The 25,725-nt window shown below is 66.0% G+C and carries 30 protein-coding genes and 1 pseudogene; 11 read left to right on the forward strand and 20 right to left on the reverse strand.

Translation table 11 applies throughout. The features are described from left to right. Positions 1-60 precede the first annotated feature (60 nt). A complete protein-coding gene (locus CHB65_RS09795; RefSeq protein WP_089384887.1) occupies positions 61-1,998 on the forward strand; it encodes a helicase HerA domain-containing protein in 1,938 nt (645 codons plus the stop codon). 14 nt (positions 1,999-2,012) lie between these two features. On the opposite strand, the gene CHB65_RS09800 is transcribed toward CHB65_RS09795, so the two are convergent. From CHB65_RS09800 to CHB65_RS09820, 5 genes and pseudogenes are all read right to left on the reverse strand, one after another. After that, a complete protein-coding gene (locus CHB65_RS09800; RefSeq protein ID WP_089384888.1) occupies positions 2,013-2,825 on the reverse strand; it encodes a CPBP family intramembrane glutamic endopeptidase in 813 nt (270 codons plus the stop codon). A 57-nt stretch (positions 2,826-2,882) separates the two neighbouring features. Then, positions 2,883-3,518, reverse strand: coding sequence for a hypothetical protein (locus CHB65_RS09805; protein WP_179213637.1), 636 nt, complete (start codon positions 3,516-3,518; stop codon positions 2,883-2,885). After that, positions 3,515-4,204 carry a hypothetical protein gene (locus CHB65_RS09810; RefSeq protein WP_089384889.1) on the reverse strand — a complete coding sequence of 230 codons (690 nt, stop codon included), beginning with the start codon at positions 4,202-4,204 and terminating at the stop codon, positions 3,515-3,517. The genes CHB65_RS09805 and CHB65_RS09810 overlap by 4 nt, the downstream gene beginning before the upstream one ends. Before the next feature lie 109 nt (positions 4,205-4,313). Next, entirely contained in the window at positions 4,314-4,916 is a 603-nt protein-coding gene (locus CHB65_RS09815) for a hypothetical protein (RefSeq protein ID WP_089384890.1), read from the reverse strand. 156 nt (positions 4,917-5,072) lie between these two features. Next, positions 5,073-5,306 (reverse strand): annotated as a pseudogene (locus tag CHB65_RS09820) (DUF5822 domain-containing protein); the annotation flags it as partial. A gap of 148 nt (positions 5,307-5,454) precedes the next feature. On the opposite strand from CHB65_RS09820, the gene panB reads away from it, so the two are divergent. Further along, a complete protein-coding gene (gene panB / locus CHB65_RS09825; RefSeq protein ID WP_089384891.1) occupies positions 5,455-6,261 on the forward strand; it encodes a 3-methyl-2-oxobutanoate hydroxymethyltransferase in 807 nt (268 codons plus the stop codon). 84 nt (positions 6,262-6,345) lie between these two features. Here the strand turns inward: panB and CHB65_RS09830 are convergent, their stop codons facing one another. The 4 genes from CHB65_RS09830 to CHB65_RS09845 form a co-directional block, all read right to left on the reverse strand. Continuing rightward, positions 6,346-6,537 carry a hypothetical protein gene (locus CHB65_RS09830; protein WP_089384957.1) on the reverse strand — a complete coding sequence of 64 codons (192 nt, stop codon included), beginning with the start codon at positions 6,535-6,537 and terminating at the stop codon, positions 6,346-6,348. Between the two features lie 118 nt (positions 6,538-6,655). Then, entirely contained in the window at positions 6,656-6,982 is a 327-nt protein-coding gene (rpl12p, locus tag CHB65_RS09835; protein WP_089384892.1) for a 50S ribosomal protein P1, read from the reverse strand. 18 nt (positions 6,983-7,000) lie between these two features. Further along, entirely contained in the window at positions 7,001-8,029 is a 1,029-nt protein-coding gene (locus tag CHB65_RS09840) for a 50S ribosomal protein L10 (protein WP_089384893.1), read from the reverse strand. Then, complete coding sequence (locus CHB65_RS09845; RefSeq protein ID WP_089384894.1) at positions 8,026-8,664, reverse strand: 50S ribosomal protein L1; 639 nt, start codon at positions 8,662-8,664, stop codon at positions 8,026-8,028. Before CHB65_RS09845 ends, CHB65_RS09840 begins: the two co-directional genes overlap by 4 nt. Before the next feature lie 115 nt (positions 8,665-8,779). Between CHB65_RS09845 and CHB65_RS17440 the strand changes: the two genes are divergently transcribed. The 5 genes from CHB65_RS17440 to CHB65_RS09865 all read left to right on the forward strand — a co-directional run bounded on the left by CHB65_RS17440 (position 8,780) and on the right by CHB65_RS09865 (position 12,783). After that, positions 8,780-8,956: a hypothetical protein gene (locus tag CHB65_RS17440; RefSeq protein ID WP_179213638.1), complete on the forward strand. Its 177-nt coding sequence runs from the start codon at positions 8,780-8,782 to the stop codon at positions 8,954-8,956. A gap of 2 nt (positions 8,957-8,958) precedes the next feature. Then, positions 8,959-10,503 (forward strand): acyl-CoA carboxylase subunit beta, encoded by a 1,545-nt coding sequence (locus CHB65_RS09850; protein ID WP_089384895.1) that lies wholly within the window; start codon positions 8,959-8,961, stop codon positions 10,501-10,503. Continuing rightward, positions 10,503-10,793 carry an acc operon protein gene (locus tag CHB65_RS09855; RefSeq protein WP_089384896.1) on the forward strand — a complete coding sequence of 97 codons (291 nt, stop codon included), beginning with the start codon at positions 10,503-10,505 and terminating at the stop codon, positions 10,791-10,793. Before CHB65_RS09850 ends, CHB65_RS09855 begins: the two co-directional genes overlap by 1 nt. Before the next feature lie 205 nt (positions 10,794-10,998). Beyond that, the gene (psmB, locus tag CHB65_RS09860) at positions 10,999-11,730 is read left to right on the forward strand and encodes an archaeal proteasome endopeptidase complex subunit beta (protein ID WP_089384897.1); all 732 of its coding nucleotides are present in this window, start codon (positions 10,999-11,001) and stop codon (positions 11,728-11,730) included. A 111-nt stretch (positions 11,731-11,841) separates the two neighbouring features. Continuing rightward, entirely contained in the window at positions 11,842-12,783 is a 942-nt protein-coding gene (locus tag CHB65_RS09865) for a DNA adenine methylase (protein ID WP_089384958.1), read from the forward strand. Positions 12,784-12,865: 82 nt separating this feature from the next. Here CHB65_RS09865 and CHB65_RS09870 read toward each other — a convergent pair whose 3' ends face one another. After that, positions 12,866-13,597 carry a protein sorting system archaetidylserine synthase gene (locus CHB65_RS09870; RefSeq protein WP_089384898.1) on the reverse strand — a complete coding sequence of 244 codons (732 nt, stop codon included), beginning with the start codon at positions 13,595-13,597 and terminating at the stop codon, positions 12,866-12,868. A gap of 142 nt (positions 13,598-13,739) precedes the next feature. On the opposite strand from CHB65_RS09870, the gene CHB65_RS09875 reads away from it, so the two are divergent. Then, entirely contained in the window at positions 13,740-14,156 is a 417-nt protein-coding gene (locus CHB65_RS09875; protein WP_089384899.1) for a plastocyanin/azurin family copper-binding protein, read from the forward strand. A 37-nt stretch (positions 14,157-14,193) separates the two neighbouring features. Here CHB65_RS09875 and CHB65_RS09880 read toward each other — a convergent pair whose 3' ends face one another. Continuing rightward, a complete protein-coding gene (locus CHB65_RS09880; protein ID WP_089384900.1) occupies positions 14,194-14,688 on the reverse strand; it encodes a hypothetical protein in 495 nt (164 codons plus the stop codon). Between the two features lie 238 nt (positions 14,689-14,926). Between CHB65_RS09880 and CHB65_RS09885 the strand changes: the two genes are divergently transcribed. Next, the gene (locus tag CHB65_RS09885) at positions 14,927-15,121 is read left to right on the forward strand and encodes a cold-shock protein (protein ID WP_089384901.1); all 195 of its coding nucleotides are present in this window, start codon (positions 14,927-14,929) and stop codon (positions 15,119-15,121) included. Positions 15,122-15,330: 209 nt separating this feature from the next. Here the strand turns inward: CHB65_RS09885 and CHB65_RS09890 are convergent, their stop codons facing one another. Continuing rightward, positions 15,331-15,645 (reverse strand): 2Fe-2S iron-sulfur cluster-binding protein, encoded by a 315-nt coding sequence (locus CHB65_RS09890; protein ID WP_089384902.1) that lies wholly within the window; start codon positions 15,643-15,645, stop codon positions 15,331-15,333. 139 nt (positions 15,646-15,784) lie between these two features. Between CHB65_RS09890 and CHB65_RS09895 the strand changes: the two genes are divergently transcribed. Continuing rightward, positions 15,785-16,909 carry a DUF7093 family protein gene (locus CHB65_RS09895; protein ID WP_089384903.1) on the forward strand — a complete coding sequence of 375 codons (1,125 nt, stop codon included), beginning with the start codon at positions 15,785-15,787 and terminating at the stop codon, positions 16,907-16,909. Between the two features lie 96 nt (positions 16,910-17,005). Continuing rightward, positions 17,006-17,389, forward strand: coding sequence for a DUF5611 family protein (locus CHB65_RS09900; RefSeq protein ID WP_089384904.1), 384 nt, complete (start codon positions 17,006-17,008; stop codon positions 17,387-17,389). A 50-nt stretch (positions 17,390-17,439) separates the two neighbouring features. Here the strand turns inward: CHB65_RS09900 and CHB65_RS09905 are convergent, their stop codons facing one another. The 8 genes from CHB65_RS09905 to CHB65_RS16910 all read right to left on the reverse strand — a co-directional run bounded on the left by CHB65_RS09905 (position 17,440) and on the right by CHB65_RS16910 (position 25,562). Beyond that, on the reverse strand, positions 17,440-19,491 hold the full coding sequence (locus tag CHB65_RS09905) for a DEAD/DEAH box helicase (RefSeq protein WP_089384905.1): 2,052 nt from the start codon (positions 19,489-19,491) through the stop codon (positions 17,440-17,442). 78 nt (positions 19,492-19,569) lie between these two features. Next, positions 19,570-20,076, reverse strand: a complete 507-nt coding sequence (locus tag CHB65_RS09910) for a DedA family protein (RefSeq protein WP_089384906.1) — start codon at positions 20,074-20,076, stop codon at positions 19,570-19,572. Positions 20,077-20,175: 99 nt separating this feature from the next. Then, positions 20,176-20,706, reverse strand: coding sequence for a 50S ribosomal protein L16 (locus tag CHB65_RS09915; RefSeq protein WP_089384907.1), 531 nt, complete (start codon positions 20,704-20,706; stop codon positions 20,176-20,178). Between the two features lie 106 nt (positions 20,707-20,812). Further along, positions 20,813-21,679 (reverse strand): endonuclease NucS, encoded by an 867-nt coding sequence (gene nucS, locus CHB65_RS09920; protein ID WP_089384908.1) that lies wholly within the window; start codon positions 21,677-21,679, stop codon positions 20,813-20,815. A gap of 264 nt (positions 21,680-21,943) precedes the next feature. Then, positions 21,944-23,233, reverse strand: coding sequence for an adenosylhomocysteinase (locus CHB65_RS09925; RefSeq protein WP_089384909.1), 1,290 nt, complete (start codon positions 23,231-23,233; stop codon positions 21,944-21,946). Positions 23,234-23,349: 116 nt separating this feature from the next. Next, positions 23,350-24,120: a hypothetical protein gene (locus CHB65_RS09930; protein WP_089384910.1), complete on the reverse strand. Its 771-nt coding sequence runs from the start codon at positions 24,118-24,120 to the stop codon at positions 23,350-23,352. Positions 24,121-24,182: 62 nt separating this feature from the next. Beyond that, positions 24,183-25,412: an RNA-guided endonuclease InsQ/TnpB family protein gene (locus CHB65_RS09935; protein ID WP_089384911.1), complete on the reverse strand. Its 1,230-nt coding sequence runs from the start codon at positions 25,410-25,412 to the stop codon at positions 24,183-24,185. 3 nt (positions 25,413-25,415) lie between these two features. Then, positions 25,416-25,562 carry a DUF2080 family transposase-associated protein gene (locus tag CHB65_RS16910; RefSeq protein ID WP_158059631.1) on the reverse strand — a complete coding sequence of 49 codons (147 nt, stop codon included), beginning with the start codon at positions 25,560-25,562 and terminating at the stop codon, positions 25,416-25,418. Between the last annotated feature and the right edge of the window lie 163 nt (positions 25,563-25,725).

Consider the following 25,725-nt stretch of genomic DNA (forward strand, 5'->3'; position numbering starts at 1 on the left):
GCCGTCGAACGCCGGATATGGAGGCGAAGCTCTTTGTCACCCGGCTCACCTGTATCACCTATGAGCGAAGCACAGACGATCCACGTCGCGGACGTGAGCGATGGGATCGGGGGCGACGCGACCGCCGAGGCGGGTAGCCCGGTCGAGCTCCCGGTCGTCGACGTCCTCACCGGCCGCTCGTTTATTACGGGTAAAAGCGGCTCCGGCAAGTCGAACACGGCGAGCGTCGTCATCGAGAACCTGCTCTCGAACGGCTTTCCGGTGATGATCGTCGACACCGACGGCGAGTACTACGGGTTAAAAGAGGAGTACGAGATCCTCCACGCGGGTGCCGACGACGAGTGTGACATCGTCGTCTCCCCGGAACACGCCGAGAAGATCGCGTCGCTGGCGCTCGAACAGAACGTCCCGATCATCCTCGACGTCTCCGGCTACCTGGAGGAGTCGACCGCGAACGAGCTCCTCTTGAAAGTCGTCAGACAGCTCTTCGCGAAGGAGAAGAAGCTGAAAAAGCCCTTCCTGCTCGTCGTCGAGGAGTGTCACGAGTACATCCCGGAGGGCGGCGGGATGGACGAGACCGGCCGGATGCTCATCAAGGTCGGCAAACGCGGGCGAAAACACGGCCTCGGGATCGTCGGGATCAGCCAGCGCCCCGCCGACGTCAAAAAGGACTTCATCACCCAGTGTGACTGGCTCTGCTGGCATCGACTCACGTGGGACAACGACACAAAAGTCGTCGGACGGATCCTCGGCTCGAAGTACGCCGACGCCGTCGAGGAGTTGGGGGACGGCGAGGCCTTCTTGATGACCGACTGGGACGAGTCGATCCGGCGGATCCAGTTTCACCGCAAACAAACGTTCGACGCGGGCGCGACCCCCGGGCTCGACGACTTCGAGCGACCGGAGCTGAAGTCCGTCTCCGGCGACCTCGTCAGCGAGCTCCAGTCCATCTCCGATGAACGCGCCCGCCGGGAATCCGAGCTCGCCGACCTCAGGCAGGAGCTCGATAAAAAGCGTGCGCGGATCAACCAGCTCGAACGGGAACTGGAGGAGGCGCGCGACCTGAAGAACATGGCCGACAAGTTCGCGCAGGCGATGCTCGGCCGGGCGGAAGCGCCCTATCGCGGCGGGGAGGGGCGGAACCTCCGGGATCCTGCGGCCGGAAAGGCCGAGCGCGACGGGCAGGCCGACCTCGATGCGTACGGCGACGGGGACACGAGCGACGGGACCGAGGGGGTCTCGATCGACAGCGGCGTGGATGCGGTCACGGTATCCGATACGGCTTCGGCGTCCGAGGCGACGCCGGCGGCCGAGGCGACGCCGGCGGCCGAGGCGACTCCAGCGCAGGCGGCGGACGCCGATGGGATGACTGCCGACGCCGGTCCGGACGCCGGATCGACGGATACCGATCCGACCGCCAAATCCGTGACCCGGGAGGACGTCGCGGCGGGCGTGCTGGAACTCGACGCGAAGGCCAACTTCGGCACACGCGAGGCGGTCATCGAGGAGCTTCAGTCCCGGGTCGCCACCCTCGAACCGCTCTCGATCGGAATGCTCCGCCACTACCGCCGGGAGGGGGTGAGCGAGCCGGTCGCCGCACACATCGACGCCGGCGGCGACGCCGACCGCGAGCACGCCTACGCCCGACACCGACCGATCCGGACACAGGGGCTCGTCCGACACGTCGGAAAGGGGCGATACGCGTACGCCATCCCCGACCTGATCCGCGAGGCGTACGCCGACCGACTGCGCGAGGACGCCGTCGACGAGATGGTACGGGAGGTGGAAGCCGCGTTCGTCCCGACCGCCGAGGACGACGCCGACGATGAGGGTGAGGATGGCGCCGACACGGACGAGGAGCCCGAGGTCGATCCGGATATCGACCCGGATACCGAGTCCGAGTCGGAGACCCGTCCGTCACCGCCCGGGCTCAGCGAGGACGCCAAACGGTTCGCGGAACGGGCAACCGGAAGCGACGGGAGCGAGTTCGGGGGGTGAGGAGATAACGGGACTCAAAACAGCACGATGAGGGCCGTCGAGGTCACGACGAGCGCGACGTGAAACGCCGCATGGGCGATCATCGCGGTTTCGAGCGACCGTTTCCAGAACAGCCAACCGAGGACGATCCCAGCGAGCGCGTTCAAAAGGACGGTGCGGAGGATAAGCGGGGTCGTGAGTTCGAAGGTCGTCGCGAGCGCGGGAAGATGACCGACGCCGAACATGATGGCGCTCACAACGATGGCGATCCAGAAGATCGGCTCCGAGGGGGCATCGGTCGCCTCGCCGGCCCGGTTCCCGACCCACCAGAGGCCGTACGCGACCGGGGCCATGAACCCCCATCGGAGCAACAGCTCCTCGGTGATCCCGCCGTACAGCAGCCGCATCGGGATCGAAGCGAGGAGGTCGGCCAGCGCGTCCGCATCCCCCGGCGGCTCACCGGTGGGGACCCCGGTAAACTGGGCGAATACGACGTCAAGAACGACGATGAGGACGAACAATCCCGTACCGAGCGCCAGCGCGAGCGGCAGGGAGTCACGGATCTCACCCCACTCGGGGGTGCCATCGGCGGCCCACGTGAACACGTGAGAGGTGAGATCGATCCGTGGAGCGGTGGCCGCCCCAAGGAGGACGAAGACGACGAGCAGAAGGAGCGAGTTGATCGACGCGAGCAGCACCAGCGTCGGGTAGGAAAGCGCCGAGAGTTCCGGGATCTCACGCAACGCGGGAACCGTGTAAACCGCAAGCGCGAGGACGCCGAGCAGGCCGAGGGCGAACAGCGCGGCCGCCCCACGGACGGACGCCTTCCAGCCGTACGGCGAACTCATTGAGCGGGATGACGCCGGCAAGCATATAAATAATGAGCGCGGGCCGTCGGGACCACCTTACGATCCTTCGCGGTCGGTCAGCGCGTCGACGACCGATTCGGCGACCCCCGAGAGATGTGCCTGTCCGAACGTCGCGACGACGACCGCCCCGAGCGTGTTGAACATCATGTCACGAACCGTGTCGTCGAGTCCGTGTTGCGCGAGCGGCATCGCGATCCCGGTCACGTCGGCGATGATGTCGAGCCCGAACTCGAACAGCTCCCAGATCACGCCGAAGGCCATCACGACGATGAGGATGTAGACGAACGCGAACTTCGCGGGGAGGTGGATCCCGTCGTGGTGGACGTCGAGCGCGCGGGCGAACGTGTAGCCGATCCCGGCGACGACCGAGGCGGACATCGCGTGGGTGAGATGATCCCACCAGCCGATCGCCGCGTACAACCCGGCCGACCCCATCGTGTGTAAAAAGACCGCAAGGGTGATCCAGAGGCCGAGCCACGGGTCGAGGGGAACGTCGTAGTTGCGCTCGAACACCGCCGGGGCGAAGGTGATCACCAGCGCGAGCGTCCCGTTCGTGATCGCCTTCGGCTCCGCGAAGACGATCCCGAACGTGATGATCCCGACGAGCGTGAGTTGCATCCCCCGCGTGAGCCGACGCTGGGTGCGGACGGACGGCCGTGGCAGCAGCGTCATCGGGCGATCACCCGCCGGAGATGGCGACGGAGGCGTCGACCACGACGTCTGAAGTACGCATCGAAGAGGAGGCCGGCCGCGAGCCCGGCGAGCGTGACGTAGCCGAACTCGACCATCAACGCGGCGTTCGCGGCGTCCTGTGACTGTCCCGGCTCGATGAGGAAGGTCGTGCCGAGCAGCCGGTCGGCGTTCCAGCGGACGATCGACCACGCCGCGACCGATGCGAGGGTCGTGAGCGTCACGAAGAACACCGCGAACCAGTGGGTGAGCCGGAGCTCGGTCATCATGTGCAGCTCGACGGTGATGATGAGCGCCAGCGCCGCGACCGAGAGGTAGTAGCCGAACGTCCCGAGCTCGCCGCCGAAAAGCGCCCGGACGAGGATCGGAAGCAGCGCCAGGACGAGCAGCTCCCACGGGAGCATCATCCGCCAGTCGCGGCGGCTTATGGGCGGTGCGAGAACGACGAGCCCGACGCAGGCCACAAAGAGCGTCCAGAGCCAGTCGGCATCAAGCACGCTCTCGATGAACACGCCGACGAGGACGGCGACGAGGAGCCAGGAGATCAGCGCGTTGTATCGACCGTTTCGAAACAACCGCGCGAGGGTGTCATCACGCTCGCCGGAGCCGGCCGTGGAGTCGTCTGCAGCCTTCTCGCTAACATCACCCGCCGCGCTCCTATCGCCCATCGTAGTCACCGCAGACCGTCGTGCGTAATAAGAATGGCTCACCACGCTCGCGGCGACAGCATACGTTCGCGTGGCCGCGTCACCGCGGCAGCCACGAGCGTCCCGACCGTCAGGGCCGATATCGCTCGGGGACGTATCGAGCCAGCCGGTCCGGAACGTATGCGAAGACCGTGGGGGCGATCGCGGCGAGGCGGCGGCGCAGAACGACATAGATCGTTCCGACGGCGAGACAGACGACGACGACGAGCCGGAAGGGGCCCTCGAGGACGAACAAAAGCGGAACGCCGAGCGAGGCGAGCAGCAGGAGGTCGCCGGGCGAGCCGTCGTATTCGATCCAGCGTTTCGGTCGTCGCCATCGCCCCCGGACGTGGTCGTACACCGCCTTCTCGGAGGTGCCCTCCCACGGACGGAGTTCGAGCCCGCCGCCGTAGCGGTCCATTCGGCAGTGGACGGCCGCGCCGACCAGAAACGCGGCGATACCGACGACGAGCGGGCTCGCGATGACGAACGCGGCGACGGCCGCGGGCACCGCCAGCGCCGTGTAGATGACTGGATAGTGGAGCGTCCGGCGATGGCCGGCGTACAGATCGAGGTCGGGAAAGACGCTACCGAGAAGCGCCCCCGTGAGCGCGGCCGTCGAGAGGTCCGGCGCGAGGACGAGAAGCGGCGCTGCGAGCGCCAGACCGACGACGGCGTGTGTTGGAAGCATCATGGACGGACCGTTCTCACCGGTGGAAGAGGCCGCCCGCTTTTATAAGGATCGAGGATGCTCGGCCGCCGATGCGACGGATAACCGGCCGTATCCGGTAACGGTCGGCTACGGGTTGTCAACGGGCGGCTACGGGTTGTCAACGGGCGGCTACGGGTCGTCGCCGGCGTCTGTTCGCTTCGCATAGAGCGCGACGGCGATGGCCGTGAGGAACCAGATCGGCGCGCCGACGCGGATCGCGAATCCCGCGCGGGCGCCCCACGTATCGAGCGTCACGAACGTCGAGAGGACCGCGACGATCGGCGCGCCGACGACGATCGTCACCACGAACGTCGTCTGCATCACCCAGCCGTAGTCGATCCCCTCGACCTCGGTTCGCTCGACGGGTTGCACGGGTCGCCCTCGGCGGGCGAGCGACAAATCGGTGCCGGTCCGGTGTCGGCGGCGGTCCAGCGCCGCGGGCGACGGTCCGCCCACCCGGACGCCATGGACGCCGCCGATCCCATCGAGTTTAACCGAGTGCGGCGGCGACCTGTCGCGCATGACCACGACGCGCGGACTGCGGGACCGCGACGAGCCGTTCACCATGCTGACCGCCTACGACGCGCCCACCGCGGCCATCGTCGACGAGGCCGGGATCGACGTGATCCTCGTCGGCGACAGCATGGGGAACGCGACGCTCGGCTACGAGTCGACGCTCCCGGTGACGATGGCCGACGTGAAGAGCCGGACCGCGGCGGTCGCCCGGGCGGTCGAGGACGCGCTCGTCGTCGCCGACCTCCCGTTCCTCGCGTTCGGCGTCGACGAGGCCGAATCGATCCACAACGCCGGGACGTTGTTGAAGGAAGCCGACGCCGACGCGGTGAAGATCGAAAGCGGCCCGCACACCGTCGAGACCACCCGCCGGATGACGGAACTCGGCATTCCGGTGATGGCACATCTGGGGCTCACCCCGCAGCACCTCAACCGGCTTGGCGGCTACACGCGGCAGGGAACCGATCGGGAGGCCGCCGAGGAGATCCGCGAGCTCGCACGCGCCCACGAGGAGGCGGGCGCGTTCGCGCTCGTGCTGGAACACGTCCCCGCAAATCTGGCGGCGGCCGTCACCGACGACCTCGAGATCCCGACGGTCGGGATCGGTGCCGGCGGCGACTGCGACGGCCAAGTGCTCGTGATCACCGACGTGGTCGGCCTCGGCGACTGGTCGCCGCCGTTCGCGGAGCGGTTCGGCGACGTCCGCGGGGAGATGCGCCGGGCGGTCGATGAGTATAAAAAGGCCGTCGAGAGTGGCGCCTTTCCGGCCGAGGAACACCAACACGTCGAGGAGGACTTGGAAGAACGGTACTGAACCCGCCGGAAGCGACGGTCGAGCGGTTCGCCCGCGGTCGGTTCGGCCGTGATCGATTCGGCCGTGATCGGTTACCCGCCCGGCCTACCGCGAAAGATAGGTGATGTCCCGGCGCAGTTTGTAGCCACGCGGGACGCCGACGGCGCCGAGACACTCCCCGCAGAGCACCTTCTCGTACGCCCTGTTCGTGTGTTTTTCTAAAAGCGAGACGTCCTCCAGCGCGAATATCTCCTCACATCGGTCGCACTCGGCCTTGTCGCCATCGACGATCTTCATCTCGGTCACCCGAGATTGCTCGGCACCCTATATAATCCTCCGCACAGCGTTATCACTCGGGATAGTTGGAATAAAAATCAGAGTTCAGTCCGCTGGTCGTGAAGGGGACGCGCCGGGATTACCCGAACAGCTCGCCGAGGCCCTCGCCACCGGCGCTGTCGTCCTCGTCGTCCTCCTCCTCTTCGGCGGCCTCTTCCTCCTCGTCGTCGTCATCGTCGTCGTCGTCGTCGGCCGCGGCGGCGCCGGCGGCGGCACCCGCGGCGGGCGCGGCGGCGGCGGTCTCGATGGCTTCCTCGATGTCGACGTCCTCCAGCGCGGCGACGAGCGCCTTCACGCGGGATTCCTCGACATCGACGCCGGCGGCCTCGAGCACGGCCGTGACGTTGTCTTCGTTGATCTCTTCGCCAGTCTCGTTCAGGATGAGCGCAGCGTAAACGTATTCCATTGGTGTATCCTCGTTGTATTATCCGAACATCGCGCCGAGGCCTGCCCCACCGTCGTCATCGTCATCGTCGTCATCGTCGTCGGCGGCCTCCGCGGCTTCGTCTTCAGTTGCCTGTTCCTCCTCGTCCTCGGTCGACGCCTCCGGTGCCGCGGGGGCTTCGACCCCACGCAGCTCCTCGGGCAGCGCCTCGTCGTCGTCGATCGCGGCGGCGAGCGCGCGAAGCTGGGCGTCGGCCCGACCGATGAGGTCGGGGATGACGTCCGGGCTCTCGATCTCCGCGTGTAACGCGACGGATTTGGCCTCGCCGGACGCCTTCGCGAGAAGGGTGCCGGCGGTGCGGGCCGTCGGGTACGCGGCGTTGACCGAGAGGTTGCGCGCGGCGGCGGCGGCGGACCGGACGTCCGCCGCGTACTCGTCGACGTCGATGGCGAGTTCGTCGGGCTCGAAGAGGATGCCCTCGGAGTGGACACCCTTCAGGTCGAGACCGACCTCCTTCGGCTCGATGCCGAGTTCGGAGAGCACGCCGGCGAGGTCGTCGTCGACGACGCCACCCTCCTCGAGCACGGTCGAGTCCTCGGTGACCTTGATCGACCCGTCCATGATCCGCGCGGACGCGCCGACGGTCTGGAGTTCGCCGACGAACGGGCCGGGATCGACGCCGGTGTCACCCTCGGGGATGACGATGTCGTTCGGGGCGACCTCGCCCGCGTTGATCGGGGCGGGGGTCTTCGAGGCTTCGAGCTGTTTGTACAGGCCGAACGGGTTGTCGTTCGTCCCGATGAGCGCGACCTGTCCGTCGACGTAGTCGACGAGCTCCTCCAAGCCGTCGTCGACCGACTCCAACGCCCGGGTCGTGAGCGTGTTGCGGCTCATCCGGACCTCCGCGGAGCCGTGCAGCTCGCGGCGCATGGCCTGCAGCTGGCGGCTCGGGATGCCGGTGACGCCGACGATCCCGACCGAAGTGTACGACTCGAGGAAGTCGACGAGTTCGTCGACCTCCTCGCGTTTCCACTGCGGGATCGTCTCGGTCTTTCGGACGGAGCTCATACGGGCACCTCCTGTGCGGGACCCATCGTGGTCTTCACGTAGATCCCGTCGATGTTGAGCGGGCCCTTCTCGAGGTCGGCCTCGAGTCGGCGGATGATAACGTCGATGTTGTCCGCGATCTCCTCGGCGGACATATCGTCCGCGCCGACGCGCGTGTGGAACGTGCGGCGGTCACGGGAGCGGAGTTGCACCGTGTTTTTCATCCGGTTGACGGTCTCGACGACGTCGTCGTCCGGCTGGAGTGGGGTAGGCATCTTCCCGCGCGGACCGAGGACGGTACCGAGGTACCGACCGATGTCCTGCATGAGGTTGGCCTCGGCGACGAAGAAATCGGTCTCGCCGGCGAGGTCCTTTGCGCGGTCGTTGTCGTCTCCTAAGTCCTCGAGGTCGTCGCTGTCGAACACTTCGTCAGCGACGTCCCGGGCGCGGACGGCGGTTTCACCCTCCGCGAAGACGACGATTCGGGTATCCTGCCCCGTTCCAGCCGGCAGCACGACGGACTCGTCGACACGATTCGACGGATCGTTGAGGTCGAGGTCTCGCAGGTTGATCGCGAGGTCCACCGTCTCACGGAAATTCCGTTCGGGGGCCTCATCGAGCGCGAGCGTCACGGCCTCTTCTATTGTGTCTGCCATTTTTCACCTCCGTAGTACGCAGGTATGCTCCTACGGGTCAGTGAAACAGGCGAAGCCTGTCTCACCGGAGAGTGGCCCATGAACCGTTTAAACCCGTCGAAGGACGCTTGCGCGTGTGAACGGCCGACAGGGCGGCACCGGGTTTCGCCGCGGTGAGGGAGAAACCGCGCTCGTGGCGACCGATCCGACCCCGGAGTACGACGTTCGTCGAACCGCGTATCGTCGGATAGGGGAACCCTTTTGCCGTCGCTTGCCGACCCACGAGATAATGATGCAGGGTGGTCCGGCGTGACGATGGAGGATCGCATCGAGGACCTCCGGAACCGGCGCGAACGAGCCGCGAAGGGCGGCGGCGAGGACCGTATCGAGTCACAACACGAGAAGGGGAAGATGACCGCACGCGAGCGGATCGACTACTTCCTCGATGACGGGACGTTCCACGAGTTCGACCGGTTCCGGACCCACCGAAACCATCGGTTCGGGATGGAGGAGCGGCAGATCCCGGGCGACGGCGTGGTGACGGGATACGGCGAGGTGAATGGGAGAAAAACGTTCGTCTTCGCACACGACTTCACCGTCTTCGGCGGCTCGCTCGGGGAGGTGTTCGCCGAGAAGGTCTGTAAGATGATGGATAAAGCGATGGACGTCGGCGCGCCGGTCGTCGGGCTCAACGACTCGGCGGGCGCGCGCATCCAGGAGGGGGTCGCCTCCCTCGGCGGCTTCGCGGAGATCTTCCGGCGCAACACCGAGGCCTCCGGCGTGATCCCACAGATCTCGGCGATCATGGGCCCGTGTGCCGGCGGCGCGGTCTACTCGCCGGCCATCACGGACTTCACGTTCATGGTGAAAGATACCTCCCACATGTTCATCACCGGCCCGGACGTCATCGAGACGGTGACGGGCGAGCAGGTGAGCTTCGAGGAACTCGGCGGCGCGGTAACGCACTCGGCGACCTCCGGGGTCGCCCACTTCGCCGCTGATTCCGAGGAGCAAGCCCTCGATGACATCGCGCGGCTGCTCTCGTATCTGCCAGCGAACAACGTCGAGGACCCGCCGCGGGTCGATCCGTGGGACGACCCCGAACGCGAAGCCGACGAGCTGGAGGAGATCGTCCCCAACGCGCCGCGAAAGCCCTACGACATGCACGACGTCATCGGCGGCGTCGTCGACGAGGGCTCCTTTTTCGAGGTCCACGAGCGCTTCGCGAAGAACGTGATCGTCGGCTTCGCGCGACTCGACGGCCACGCGATCGGCGTCGTCGCCAACAACCCCCGGGTGAACGCCGGCACCCTCGACATCGAGGCGAGCCAGAAAGGGGCCCGATTCGTGCGGTTCTGTGATGCGTTCAACATCCCGATCCTCACCTTCGAGGACGTGCCCGGGTTCATGCCCGGCACCGATCAGGAACACGGCGGGATCATCCGCCACGGCGCGAAGCTACTCTACGCCTTCTCGGAGGCGACCGTGCCGCTTCTCACCGTCATCACCCGAAAGGCGTACGGCGGGGCCTACTGCGTGATGTCCTCGAAACATATCGGCGGCGACGTGAACTACGCGTGGCCGACCGCCGAGATCGCCGTCATGGGTCCGAAGGGGGCGGTCAACGTCCTCTATCGCGAGGAGCTGTCCGAGGCGGAGGATCCGGACGCCCGCAGACAGGAGCTCATCGACGAGTACCGCGAGGAGTTCGCGAACCCGTACATCGCCGCCGACCGCGGCTTCGTCGACGACGTGATCGAACCGGCCGAGACCCGCGCCCGGCTCGTCGACGACCTCCACATGCTGAAGGGGAAACGGACGGACCAGCCGCCGAAGAAACACGGCAACATCCCGATCTGATGGCCGAGAACACGGAGACCGAAGGGGGTGCGCATCGGCTCCCCACCGGACTCGTCATCCCCGACGACGCCGACGACGCGGAGGCCGCCGCCATCGCGGTCGCGGTCGCCGCACACCTCCGGGATCGGGAGGCTGCAGCGGCCGCCGCGCGCGACACGGAGCCCACGTGGAACGGGAAGCGGTGGGCGTTCGCGGGGCGGGTGGAGTCGCTCACGCGCCGTCGCGTTCGCGTGTCCGAGGGAACGCCGACGGACGCGTGGGCGGCGGCTGGCAGGACCGATCGGTTATAATCGACCCCCCGCTTGGTCCTGCGACCTCACCCTTCGGGTCCGAGGCGTCGCCTGGAAGCCGTCGACTTTTTCGATCGCTCGTTCGTGCTCGCAGCGATCGCGTCCTCGCACGTCCGAGGGACGATGGAGCGAGTGGCGCCTGAAGACAGCGACGATCGGCACGTGAAGGGTTGCCTTTATCAACGCGCCGGGCCACTATTCGGTAATGCGAACACCGACAGGCGATCTCTCGGGAGGGCTGGCCGGCGAACTGGGTCACGACCGACCCATCTTCGGGCCCGAACTCGGCGAGTTCGATGCCGCCGAACGTCGAAACGCGGCCGCGGACGATGACAAAGGCGTCAAGACGGGAACGACGACCGTCGGGCTCAAGACCGACGACGGCGTCGTGCTCGCGACCGACATGCGCGCCTCGCTCGGCCGGATGGTCTCCTCGAAGGACGTCCAGAAGGTCGAACAGATCCACCCGACCGGCGCGTTGACCATCGCCGGCGGCGTCTCGGCCGCACAGAACCTCATCTCGACGCTGCGTGCGGAGACGAACCTCTACGAGGCCCGCCGCGGTAAGGACATGTCGATGCAGGCGCTCTCGACGCTCACGGGCAACCTGCTTCGGACCGGCGCGTTCTTCATCGTCCAGCCGATCCTCGGCGGCGTCGACGAGACGGGCGCGTACATCTACTCCATCGACCCGCTCGGCTCCGTCATCGAGGAGGAGTACACCGTCACCGGCTCCGGAAGCCAGTACGCACTCGGTGTGCTCGAACAGGAGTACCGCGACGACCTCACCGTCGAGGAGGCGAAGACGGCCGCCGCGAGGGCGATCAAATCCGCCGTCGAGCGCGACGTCGCCTCCGGGAACGGGATCAACGTCGCCGTCGTCACCGAAGACGGCGTCGAGATCACCCGTCACAAGGAGTTCGACGACCTCCTCTGAGGGGTCCGGAAACGCGCCGGACCGATCGGGCAGCCGCCGGGAGCGGTCTGCCGGCCCGCCGGGAGCGACCCTTTTTAAGTCCCGCCACGCTCGTGAATGACGTACCGACCGATGGCGACGCCGATACTCAAATGGGCGGGCGGAAAGCGACAGCTCCTCGATGAGCTGTACGCGCGGTTTCCAGCCGCCTACGACCCCGGTGAACACGCCTATCACGAACCGTTTCTCGGCAGCGGCGCGCTCTGTTTCGACCACGAACCACGGCGGGGGACGGTCAACGACCGAAACCCGCGGCTCGTCAACTTCTATCGGCAGGTCCGCGACCGTCCCGAGGAGCTGATCGAGCGCTGCCGGACGTTTCCGGACCCGAACGACGAGCCCGATCCGGCACTGGCGTTCACGGAGACGGACCGGAAGGGCCGATCGATCGACGCCGCCTACTACCAGCAACGCGCGCTGTTCAACCGCCGGCCGAACGGCGAGTCCTTCGACCCCCTCGATGAGGCCGCCCGGCTGCTGTATTTAAACCGGACGGGGTTCAACGGCCTCTATCGCGAGAACGCCGACGGCGAGTTCAACGTCCCGATCGGCCGCTACGTCGACCCCGACTGGGTCCGTGCCGAACAGGTCCGCGGGGTGAGTCGGGTGCTCCGCGGGCTCGGCGAGGGCGCGGTTCACCACGGCGAGTACGACTACGTTCTCGACGTCGCGGAACCGGGCGACCTCGTCTATTTCGATCCGCCATACGAGCCGATGAGCCCGACGGCGGACTTCGCGGAGTACAGCGCGGGCGGGTTCGACCGCGAGGACCAACTCGCGCTGCTTTCGGTCGTCGAGACGCTGGCCGATCGCGACATCCACGTGGTCCTCTCGAACTCCGGGGTGATGTACGACCCCTACGTCGATGCCGGACTCTTCGTTGATCGCGTGGGGGCGACCCGGGCGATCAACAGCGACCCCGACGCCCGCGGGGAGGTAAACGAGGTGATCGCGACGACGGTGCCGCCCGAGCAGCGTCGTGGGGAGGATCAGCGATCGCTTACGGATTTTTAAGTGTCCACAGGAGTCGCCCTCGGGGTGTCCCTCCTAAGTCGCCCTCGGAGTGCTTCCCAAGTCGCTTTCGGAGTGCTCCCGTTCACTTGGGGACCCCGAGGCCATCCTCGCCCCAGTAGAACCGTGGACCGAGCAGGAGATAGCCGCAGGCCAAAAACAGCAGCGCGAACGCGAACCCCTCCCCGATCCACGCGGGCAACGCCGGAACGGCGGCGCGGGCGAGCGGGGCGAGGATCACCGCGGCCTGCACGATCCCCATCACGACCGCGTCCTGTGCGTGGAGGTCGGGATAGGTGATCGTCGTCCCCATAAGCACCGCGAACGCGACCGTCGCCGCCGTGAGGACGACCGGATCCGTATAGCCAGCCAGCACCGCGGCCGCGAGGACCGTCGCCGCGAGCGTCGTGGGGACGCCCACCGTCTCACGGCTGCCGGTGTCATAGGCCGTGTAGAGTCCGAGCCTGGCGACCGCCATCGCGACGAAGAGCGCGCCCGCGAGGACGCCGACGGCGGCGAGGCCGGGGTCGGTCGCGAACGAATGCGTATCGAGGACGACGGCGGCGACGATGGCGGCGGGCGCGACCCCGAAGGAGGCGACGTCGGCGAGCGAGTCGAGATACGGGCCCGCGGGCGTCGAACCACGGTGACGGGCGACGACGCCGTCGAGCCCGTCGGCGATGGCGGCGAGCAGGATCAGCCGGGCGGCAAGCTCGACATCGATCGTCGCCGCGACGACCGCGAGGAAGCCGACGGCGGCGTTCGCCACCGTCACCGCGTCGGCGAGCCCGAGTCGGCCGATCACCCGCAGGTGCATACCGATCGGTCGCCGAGCCCGGTTTTAGGGTTTATCATCGGGCGACCGGGATGGCGTTCGTTGTCGGCGGGCTTGGCCATCGTCGTTCCCACCCGACGGAATCGATCGCGACGTTCAAACGACCGCGGCCCCGAGGGAAGATATGAAGCGGAGACGGTTCCTCGGGCGGCTCGGTGCCGCGAGCGTCGCGGTCGGAGCGCCCGCCGCGCTCGCCGGCTGTCTAACCGACGATCACGACATCGCGATGACGGCAGACGGGTTCGTCCCCGAGGAGCTGACCGTCACGCCGGGGACGACGGTGGTTTGGGAGAACACCTCCAGCCGGCGCCACACCGTCACGGCCTACGAGGGCGGCATCCCGGAGGACGCCGAGTATTTCGCCTCGGGCGGCTTCGAGGACGAGGGGACCGCGCGCGCCGCGTTCTGGGACGATTTCGGCGGGGAGATCGACAACGGGGAGCGATATTCACACACCTTCGAGGTCCCCGGACGATACGACTACGTCTGTATCCCCCACGAGGACGGTGGGATGTACGCGACCGTATTCGTCGAGGAGTGAACGACGCGGAGTGACCGACCCGTCTCGCGCCTCGCCGCTAATATCGAAGCGTCGCATCGAGGATCCCCGCCGTCTGTCCGACGCCGATGAGCGCGATCCCGGCGACCACCACGGTCGTCGACGGCGCGAGCGCGACAACGAGCGCGCCGACCGGGCAACAGGCCGCGCCGGCGAGATAGATCCACCGGCCGACATCGACGCGGCCGGCGGTGTATATAAAGCCGGCCGCGGGCAGCAGCGCCCACCCGTAGAGCGCGACCGCGAGCAACGCGTCCGTCGTGAGCGACAGCCCGGCGACGCCGGCGAGCGTGATCGGCACCCCGGCGAGGATCACCGCCCGCCAGCCCGCGAGGACACCCGTCGACATCTCGCGCCAGCCCGTGAGGACGAACGCGACGAGAAAGAGACTCATCACCACGTGCATGATGAACAGGGCCTGCGTGGAGACGAGGCCGGCGACCGCGGCGGCGGCGACCGTCCAGGCGGCGGGAACGAGCAGGGCGGGGCCGTGTTCGCGGATCGATCGAAACACGACACCCGTTCACACCGCACAAACTTAAACGTCAACCAAGCCGCGGTCGGCGGATCGACGATTCGACCGAAACCGGCCATGAAACCGACCGATCCGTCGGTTCCGACGGCGAATGGATGCCTACGTGTCGAAGGATCGTGGTTTGCGTACCCGATCCGGCTGACGAACGTCCACACAAATCCGTGGTAACTGTACACTCGCAAGTCTTATCTTATAACCACCCGTGTGTCTATTTGCAATGGCAGAAGGGAAGGTTGATTTCTTCAACGACACTGGCGGCTACGGTTTCATTTCGACGGACGATGCGGACGATGACGTGTTCTTCCACATGGAAGACGTCGGCGGCCCGGACCTTGAGGAGGGACAGGAGCTCGAGTTCGAGATCCAGTCCTCGCCCAAGGGCCCGCGCGCAGCGAACGTCGTTCGGCAGTAAACCCGTACCGGTACCGGGTCGGACCCGAACACGGTCTGCGGCCCACACACACTACTACAACTTCTTCTTCCGCGTCGGGGCGACCCGTGCGGCGGGAATTTTTATCCTCGTGAGCGACGGCGATGGGTCGTCGAACGACGTATAGCGACGACGCTCACGCAGTGGGATAGGAGGGACGCCGCTCGATCCGAGTCACCGATCCGCTTCGTTCACACGTGCTGTCCCCAGAGCCCGCGGCCTTTCGTCACCTCGACGTCGCCCATCACGCGCGTTTGACACGAGAGGCGGACGTCGTGGCTCGGATGGTGCGGTGGGAACCAGAGCCGTGCCTTCTCCTTTTTGCCCGGCTCGCTCACCTCGCCTTCAACCTTGACCGCACAGGTCCCACAGGACCCCATTCCGCGGCAGTTGAGCTGTTCCGATCGGCCATTATAAACAGAGAGCCCCGCCTTCCGGAGCACATCGCGCAGCACGGCACCCTCCTCACACTCGATCTCCTCGCCCTCGTAGTAGACGGTCGGCATGTAACGACCGATCATATGTGACCGAGCATTATAGCTACTGGTGTCGGGACGATCCCACCGCGCCGACGTCGGTAACCGTACGCCGAGCGTCCGACGCCGACGGGTCGTTTTTTACGTCAGGACGCCGGAGGTGGTGATAATGGGACTCAGGTGTCTGCTCGGGCACGATTTCAACGAACCCGAGGTGGAACGTGAACGCGAGGAGGACGGCAACGAGGTCGTCACCACCGTCCGGGAGGTGAAGACCTGCACACGATGCGGCGAGACACAGATCGTGAGCGAGAACACGGAGGTGACAACCATGGAGCGGCTCACCGAGGCGGCGACGTCCGCGCCGACCCCGGAGGAACCGGCCGAGCCCGAAGGTGGCGTCCATCCGGGCGGCGTCGGAGCCGCGGAGATCGACGAGGAGCCATATGAGCCGCCCGTCGACGGCGACGATGCGGTGATCATCGACGCGGAGGACGACGGCCCGGAATCGACCACGGCAGGGGCGTCGACCGACAGCGTGGAGCCGGCAGCCGACATGGAGGGAACCGCCGTGGACGGCGAGGAGGTCGCCGAAAAGACGGACGACGTGGACGTCGACGCCGAGGAACCGGACGGCGTGGTCGACGACGATGCGGAGTTCATCGAGTCGGGCCCGGGTGAGGCGGAGTTGGGACCGGACACGGCGGAGGGGCCGGCGGACTGGCCGGATCCCGGCACCGATCCGGACGGGAGCGAGGACGTGCCCGACGACGGCGAGATACTCGATGACGACGCCGGCGGCTCCTCGCCGGACCGCGAGCGGGGCGCCTGGCCGGAGCTGGATCAGGAGGAGAAAGCCGATCACGAACCGACACCGTGGCCCGACCAGCGGGGGGAAGACGAGGGGTGGAGCGCGACGGTCGACGACGGGGACGACGCGGGGCCGGGCGTCGAGTTCGGGGGCGGGCTCACGCCGGAAGCCACCGTGGACGGCGCGGACGTGGACGAGGACGTCGAGTTCATCGACGCCCCCGAAACGTCGGCGTCGGCCGGGGACAAGGCGACGAGTGGGGGGATCGGAACGGAGACCGACGATGCCGCCGATGGCGACGTGGTGGGAAGCGGGATCGCCCGTGAGGATCCCCCAAGCCTTCAAACGTCGGCCGATGACATCGACATGGAGTACTACTGTCCGGCGTGTGAGATGACATGGGACGCCGCCGGCAACTCGATGCGCGCCGGCGACATCTGTCCGGAGTGTAAACGCGGCTACGTCAACGAGCGACCGCGCTAGATCGGGCCGATCGACGCCGGCCGGATAGCCGCCGATCGATCCGTGTGGACGGCCGTGACGAAAGGGGTTTACCCCACCCTGTCAAACGGACCCGACATGAAGGAGTACAAGATGCGCCGCGGCGAGCATCTGGAGGACCGAATGCCGGACCTGAAAGGCTCGATAGAGGAGTACTTCGGCGAGGTGACCGGCACCGAGGAGTGGAACGGTCATGAGCTCTACGTCGTCGAGGAGCCGAAAAACCCCGTCTTCGAGCGCATCGTCGCGGGCGCGGCGAGCTATAGCGGCAAGAAGGACAAACTCGCCGTCCACTTCGAGGAGCGACCCGCCGAGGAGCTCATCGCCGAGGGCAAGGTCGACGCGGCCGCCGACGCCGTCGACGTCAAGAACGCCTTCCTGTTGGAGGCGACCGGCCGCGATGCGAAGTCGCGCCGCGATTCGCTGAAACGCGAAGTCGAGGACGACGCGCCCGATTACTGATCCGGCTCGTCTCGTCATCGACCGAGTATCGGCGTATCGACGGCGACGGATCAGTCTTGCTCACGCAACTCGAGGTCGGCGACGATCCCGTACGGATCACGGCCCTGTCGGACCAACTCGAGGATCCGGAACGCCTCATCGGGTGCGAGAAAGTGTCGACAGATCGCCCGCCCGAGCGGCGTCGGCGAGAGCCCATCGATGAACGACCACTCCAGGAGCTTGCCGACCGCGTGGGTGGTCGGCACCTCCCCGACCATCCGGTCGTTGAGCCGCTTGGCGCCCGACCCGGCGACGACGACGTTCGCGAGCGTCTCCTCGACCGCCGCCGTCTCGTCATACCGCGGGGTGACGTCCTCCATCTCGCCTTTGAGGAGCGTGAACGCGACCTCGTCTTCGGTACGATCCATCGAGTTGTGATAGACCCCGTCGGGCTCGACGAGGAGATAGACCCGTCCGCGGTCGTGATAGTCGGGGCGACCCGCTCGTCCGAGCATCTGGGAGAACTCCTGGACCGACAGCCACTCGATCCCCATCGCCAGCGAGTCGAAGATCACCTGTGAGGCGGGGAAGTCGACCCCGGCGGCGAGCGCGGCCGTCGTGACCACCGCCGAGAGATCCTGGTTGCCGAAGCGTCGTTCGACCTGCTTGCGGCGGCCATAATCGAGGCCAGCGTGATACGGCGCGGAGTCGTATCGGAGCTTCCGGCTGATCTCGTGGCATCGCCGCCGGGAGTTCGTGAAGATGATCGTCTGGCCGCGGTAGCCCTTCGAGGATTTCGTGTCGAACTCGCGTTTCACGAGGGTATCGGCGATCCGCGCCTTCTCACGGCCGTCCGCGAAGGTTACGTGTCGCTCGATGGGAACGGGTCGCTCCTCGAATTCGATGAGCGTCGCTCGAAGCCTCTCGGCAAGCCATTCGGGATTGCCGACGGTCGCCGAGAGGTAGACGAACTGGATCCCGCCGTGTTCCCCGCGGTCGGCAAAGTGCTCCTCGCCGTAGTGTTTCAGCCGGGAGATGAGCCCGTCGAGACGATGGCCCCGCTCGCCCTCTTTGAGCGTATGCACCTCGTCGATAACGACCGTCCCGATCTCGCCGAGGTCCTTGCCCGTCCGGAGGGCGTGGTCGATTCCCTCATACGTGCCGACGATGACGTCCGCGCTCGGGTCGAACCGGTTCCCGTCGTCGGTGATCCGCGAGGAGCCGACGCGAATGGAGACGTCGAGGAGGTCGCCGTAGCGGTCCTCGAAATCCTCGTGTTTCTGGTTGGCGAGCGCGACGAGCGGCACCAAAAAGAGCAGTTTGCCCTCCCCACGGAGCGCGCGGTCGATCCCGGTGAGCTCGCCGACGAGCGTCTTGCCGGTCGCCGTCGCGCTCACCACGAGCTGGTCGTCGCCGTCGAGCAACCCGTTGCGGACCGCGAGGCTCTGGACGGGTAACAGCTCCTCGAAGCGGCCTTCGAGGTGGGCGGCGAGATCCGGGTGAAGGTCGAGGTCCGCGGTACGGACCGGCGTCACGTCGTCGACGTTCGCGGAGACCTCGTCATATTTCGTCAGGTCCGGGTCGAGTCCGCCCGAGAGCAGGTTGATGATCCGATCGAGGTCGCGTGAGTCGTACAACAGCTCCTCCAAGCGCTCCTCTGCGGCCCCGGTGAACGAGCCCGCATACGAGAGTTCACGCTCCAGTTCCCGACGGGCGCAATCGCGACAGATGTGTTCACCGTTGTGTTCGATCGCCGTGTCGGCCGTGATCGGCCCGTATCGGCCGGCGTTCGAGCAGCGGCGACACGTGCGGACGGTGATCGCTTCCAATTGGTAGCCGTCGAGCATCGCCGTGAGCCGCTCACGGGCGGTCGGGGAGGTCTGTTGGGAGATCCGGATCCGGTCGGCGGCCCGCGCGAGGTCGACAAACTCGTCGGGCGGACGTGGGTGTTCCTCACCATCCCGGGTAACGCGGAACTTCCCCGGTCGCGGCCCCGCCGACGTCTCCTTCAATTCGAGACGGCCCTGGAGAACACGGCTCCCTTCACGGGTGACGACGACGGTGTAGTCGCTGCGTGCCTCGTGAAGAAACAGCGTCTCGACCTCGGCCAACTGCTGTGACACTATATAAACGATAGACCCGCGAGGGTATATCAGGGATTCGGCTCTGCGATGAGATCTGCAGCCGGTGACGGTCCCCGCTTATACGATCGCCCTGAACGCACCGACTGTGACGGCGACGAGCGCGGCGTGATAGATGATCGTCGAGGTGAACGCATAGACGATGAGCGGCGGGATCGGATACCGCGCGATGCCGGCCGGAATAAAAATGAGTCCACGGAGGTAGGGGACGAAGTTCGTGATGAAGACGGCCGGGCCGCCGTATCGCTCGAAGAGCGCCTCGACCTGATCGAGCCGTTCAGCGGAGATCGAGACCCGTGGTGCCGATTCGATGGCCGACCGACCACCGCGGCGTGCCATCGAGTAGACGATCAACTGACCCGTGACGTACCCCGATGCGGAGACGGTGACGATACCCGCCATCTCGATCCGGTCCGCGCCGATGGCGAGGATGTAGCCGGGAAGGAAAATGGACGTCGGCAGCGGCTTCCCGATGAGTGCGCCTTTAAGAATGAAGAAGATGAAAAGTGCCGGGAGCCCGACGTATAATAACAGGGCAAACGCGGCGTCGATGGTCGCATCGAGCATCCGTGGGGTCGCTTCGGGGGCGACACCGATAAAGCACCGATATCGACGACGGAAAAAGCGGGGAGCGCCGACCGATCGAGAGCGGCCGTGTGGCCCCGATCAGGCGACGAGCAGGTCCTCGCCGCGCTCGACGGTGATCCGGCACGGCGGCGAGAGCTTGTTGTACGCGCGACGGAACGCCTCCTTCACGACGGGCGCCTGATCGACATCACAGTAGGCCGTGAAGATGACGTCGTTCGCTTGGATCCGGGCGGCCGTACCGACGGGCTTGCCGAACGCCTGTCGCATCCCGTCGGAGACACGGTCCGCACCCGCGCCGGTCGCCTGTTTGTTCTCGCGGAGGACCTGATGGGGGAACTTCCGGAGGACCATCTTGTAGTTGCCCTCGCCGAGCGTTTTGATCAGGTGGCGGTTGGCCGACAGCCGTGCGCTCTCCAGCGACCCGTGGCGGATCTGCAGCTCCTCTTCGACACGGAGGCTGATCTCGACCGGGTAGTCGTCCGGCTCCGCGGCGAGATCCCCCATGTTGTACTGGGCGATCTTCGAGCCCGGGATCCCCGTGATGTACTCTCGTCGTGTATACGACGGCTTATCGATCGTCCGATACATTGAGGCCGGTTTTTCAGACATGGTTACTTGTGCGAAGTAGCCCGTGCTGCGGCCATAAGCCCTTCGATACGGTGACGTCTCGGGCGTGTGCATCGATCACTTGTCACCCGAATCGCACGAGCCGTGTTCACGCCGATTCATCGGGGCGGGAACCGGACCCAGCGGTCGTGTTCGAGTCGTCCAAGTCGTCCGAGTCGTCCGAGTCGTCTGCGAGGGCGTCAACGCTCTCCCCGGCGTCGGCTGGAGGTCCGAGCGCGACATGGTCGAATCCACGGTCCGCGAGCAGGTCGGCCGCCCGATCGGTGAGGGAGGGTGCAACGAGGACGCCACGAACCGAGTCGTCCGCCGTTGCCGCCTCGTGGTCCGCGAGGAATTCCCCGTCGCCGGTCAATTCGTCACGGACCGCCGCGACGTAGCGGGCGAGCTGGCCGACCGCATCCGGCCCGACGCGCCGCCGTTTCAACTCCACGACGACCGGGTCGCCCGCGTCATCGACCCCGAAGACGTCCACGGGCCCCGCGGCGGTCTCCCGCTCGGTCGATACGGGCTCGAAGCCGGGAGCGATCAGTTCGGGTCGTTCGAGCACCCGCGTGCGGAGGTCCTCCTCGCTGCCGTGAAGCTCCAGGTCACGCCCGCCGGTGACGGACATCGCCGAGAGCTGATGGACCCGTTCGAACCGAACGAGGAGCGTCTCGGCCGGATTCGTTCGCTTCGAGCGGACCCGAAGGCGTCCCTCGCGTACCGCGGCGTGATGTGTCGACCCCGGTGGCTGCCAGTTGACGGGCGTCCGTCCCTCATCGGTGTGGACGAGCGCCGCCCCGTCCGGCTTCAGGATGAGCAGCCGATCACCCACCCCGAGTTCCGAGGCCGCACGGCCCGCGTACGAGACCGTACATCGGCCGAAGACGGTGATGAGGTCCCCACGCTCGAAGGCCGACTCCAGCTCCCAGAGCGCCTCGCGATGGCTCGGAGCGTGGACGCTGATGACGGTCACAGCCGTGGTAGGGCACAGATAGCAAAAAAGGCGCTGACGGACGCATCGAGCGTATATTCCATCCGGAGGAGGATGTGGGTGCCCCGATCCCGACCCTTATATCCGAAGACGCGGCCAGACCGCCCGTGACGTGACGATCAGTCCACGTCGGTCGAGGCGGGTGTGCGGCGCGCCGTCGTGGGAGGGAGGAGCCGCCTGTTCGCCAAACGTCGGATCACACCGCAAGCACGAGCGGGGCCGCTCGAACGGGGCCCGCTGGCCGCCCTACGTCCCGTGTTCCCAGCTGTCCATGTACTCGCGCTGCGTGTCACTCAGCGTGTCGTGTGCGACGCCCTCCGCGGCGAGTTTGATCTCGGCGACCTCGCGATCGAGGTCGTCCGGGACGTCGTGGACGCCGGGTCCGTAGGTCGCCCCGTTCGTCGCGAGTTCGCGGACACAAACTGCCTGCACGCCGAAGCTCTGGTCCATCACCTCAACTGGATGGCCGAGCGAGATGGGTGCCGCGAGGTTGACGAGCCGACCCTCGGCGAGGACGTTGAGCACACGGCCGTCCGGCAGTTCGAATCCCTCGACGCCATCACGGGCTTCGAACCGGTCGACCGCGAGGTCCACGAGGTCATCCAAGTTGACCTCGACGTCGAAGTGGCCGGCGTTCGCCAGCAGGACGCCGTCTTTCATCACCTCGAAGTGCTCGCGGGTGATCACGTCGCGGTTGCCCGTCGTCGTGATGAAAACGTCGCCCTTCTCGGCCGCCTCGATCATCGGGAGCACCTCGTAGCCCTCCATGTGTGCCTCGAGCGCACGTCGAGGGTCGACCTCACAGACGATCACGTTCGCGTTCTGCCCGGCGGCTTTCTTCGCGACGCCCTTGCCGCACTTGCCGTAGCCGCCGACGACGACGTTCTTGCCGGCCCACGAGAGGTTCGTCGTCATCGCGATGGTCGCGAGCGAGGACTCACCGGTCCCGTGGACGTTGTCGAAGAGCTGTTTCATCGGGGTGTCGTTGACGGCGAACACCGGATATTTCAACTCGCCGTCGGCGTCCATCGCCCGCAGCCGATGCACGCCGGTCGTCGTCTCCTCGGCCCCGCCGACGATGGAGTCGAGCAGTTCCGGGTACTCCTCGTGGACGAGTTTCACCATGTCCATCCCGTCGTCGACGGTGATCGTCGGGTCGTGGGCGATAACGGCATGCATCGCGTCGTAATAGCCCGCGTCGTCGACCCCGCGCACCGCATAGGAGGTGATCGAGTCGTGAGCGTCCAGCGCCGCGGAGACGTCATCATGTGTCGAGAGCGGGTTACAGCCCGTGATCGCCACCTCAGCGCCGCCGTCAGCGAGGAGTTCGACGAGGTTCGCGGTCTTCGCTTCGACGTGCATCGCCATCGCGATCGTCTCCCCCTCAAGCGGCCGCTCCGCCGTGAACTCCTCGCGGAGCGCCTCCAGGATGGGCATGTGCTGGAGCGCCCAGTCCATCTTTCGGCGGCCCTCCTCGCGGGCCGTCTCCGGGTCGGAGAGATGCTGTGTCACCGGTGGGTACGCGGCTTCGCTCATGGACAGTCGTTCGCCGACCGGCCACAAAACGCTGCCGACACTGGGCGTGGGAAGCGGAACGGGGAAACCGCGATCAACAGGCGGTCACGGGCCAACCAAAGGGGAATTGCGGTCCGTTAGTTCCCGGAGCCGCCGCTGTTTCCGGGTGCGCCATCACTATTGCCCGGCCCGTCGTCGCTACTGTTTCCGTCGTCGGAGTCGTCCGCATCGGTGTCGTTCGAGTCGGCGTTGTCAGCGTGAGCGTGGCCGTTCGAACCGCTACCGGCGTGCTCTTGCGGGCCGACGTCGCTATGATTGCCCGCATGGCTCGGCGGACCGGTGCGGTCGTCGGAGGCGTTCGCGGAGTCGTTGCCGGTAGCATCGCTCACGTTGTGGGGTCCGCCCGCATGGTCGGGAGCGTTACCGGGGTTGTTGTCCGTCGCGAAGTCCGAGACGGCAGGGCCGATCCCGCCACTGCGGTCTCGGAGTCCGCTGATGAACTCACGAAGCTCCTGACCGAACGGATCGGAGGCCATCTCCGAGTCGTCCGCGTCCTCAACGGCGACGAGGTCTTCGGTCGTCGATGTCGTCCGATTGTCCGCGGACGCCGTCACGTTGACCGTGACGTTCTCCTCGGCCGCCGGAAGCGTCACCGTACCGTTCGTATCGGTTTCATACTCGTCCTCACCGACGTAGGTGACGTTCTGGTCCGTCGCCGTCGTGACGTTCACCGACGCGTTCTCGACGTCGGTTTCGTTCGCCGTCACCGTCACCACCGGCTCCGCATCCGTCTCCGTCACGTTGATCGCGAGATCGCTCTCCTCGGCGGCGACATCGGCCGCGCCGGCCGCGGCGAGCCCGATAGTCACCACGGCGAGGAGGAGGATCGTTTTCGTCGTTGTGTGCATGCTACGTTCGACCGCTGGCGGGGCATCCATCTAAAAAGGGAACTCCGGTGAACTACCCCACCCTACTCGCTCACGGCTTTCGCCGTTCGCTCCTTGAGGGTGGGGCTTCCTGTTTCCACGACGCGCTTTGCAGATACCGAGGTATCCACAGGGAGCGCAGTCTCCACAGGCGTTGATTCGGAGTATCCCACTCCTAGTTTCGAGAGTCCGCGAGAAAGAATATTCCACGCCGCATTTGCATCCCTGTCCGCCTCAAACCCACACGAACGACACGAGTGTTCGCGCACCCACAGCGGTTTGTCCGTCGAAACGCCGCACGCCGCGCACTCTTTGGTCGTCCCTCTCGGGTTGACCGCGACGAAGTGCGTCCCTTCTCGCTCACACTTGTATTCGAGCAACGAGAGGAACGTTCCCCACGCTGCTCCTGCGCGGTTCCGCGAGTTCCCCGGGAGCTCGACCAACCCCTTCGCGTCGAGGTCTTCGACTGCTACGAGGTCGTACTCCCGAGCGTAGTAGTTCGAGAGCTTGTGGAGGAAGTCGCGGCGCTTTCGCTTGAGGTCAGCATGACGCTCGGCCACGACGCGGCGCTGTTTCTCCCAATTCGCGGAACCGTGTTCTTTCCGCGAGAGATCGCGTTGTGCGCGTTCGAGCCGTTCTCGTTCGTCGCTGAAGTCGGGGCTTTCGATGGCGTACCCACCGGTGTCGTGAGCGTACTTGAGAATCCCTACGTCGATACCAACGACCTTCTCGGGCGTGTCTGGTTTTTCCGGCGTGTCTTCCTCCACGTCGACCCCAAACGTGGCGAACCACTCGCCCGTGGATTCCCGTTTGACCGTGACCTGTTTGATCGTCGCGTTCTCGGGAATGTCTCGGTGGAGGTGGATCGAGATTTCACCGATCTTGCTCAACCACAGGACAGGCCGACCACTCGTATTCTTGAGTTTGAAGCCGGACTGGTTGTAGGTGAGCGACCGATACTCCCGAGGCGGTTTCCACTTGAGCATCCCCACGGCGCGTCCGTTCTCCTTCTGTGCTTTGAGTGTAGAGAGGTTGTCGTAGACGCGCTTGACGACCATCTGCAACACTTTCGAGTGAACATCTCCGAGGTCATCCCACCACGTCTTGAGATCGGGGAGTTGGCCCTGCACCTCGTAGCGGGCGGGAATGTCGTCTGCCTCGTTGAGCAGGTAGAGGACGTGGTTGTAGAGTTGCCTACAAGTATCGACGTGGTGCAGAAGCGTCTCGGTGAGGGCTTCTGGCGGGTCGAGTCGATACTTGTAGTTGTATTGCATGGGCTATTCGTCTGGGTCGGGTTCGGAAACCCGGACGACTTTCACATCAGCTCCACGCCACCGTTTCGGAACGATAACGTGGGCGCTATTACCTGACGGTTTTGCGGTTCCGTCGAGGACTTCTTCGCCTTCGATTTCAAATCTATCCATCATTTGTGTATATACCATGGATAGACATAAAAGTATCGGTGGGCCTGCGGGCCGAGCGGTGGACATGTTTGAGAACCGTGCGGCGTTGACGAGACTCCGCGTCTCGTTCGCACACCAGAACGCGGAGCGTTCTGGGGACGCTGTATCCCCCCTACTGCACTAC

Source organism: Halorubrum vacuolatum (assembly GCF_900188065.1).
Classification (GTDB): domain Archaea; phylum Halobacteriota; class Halobacteria; order Halobacteriales; family Haloferacaceae; genus Halorubrum; species Halorubrum vacuolatum.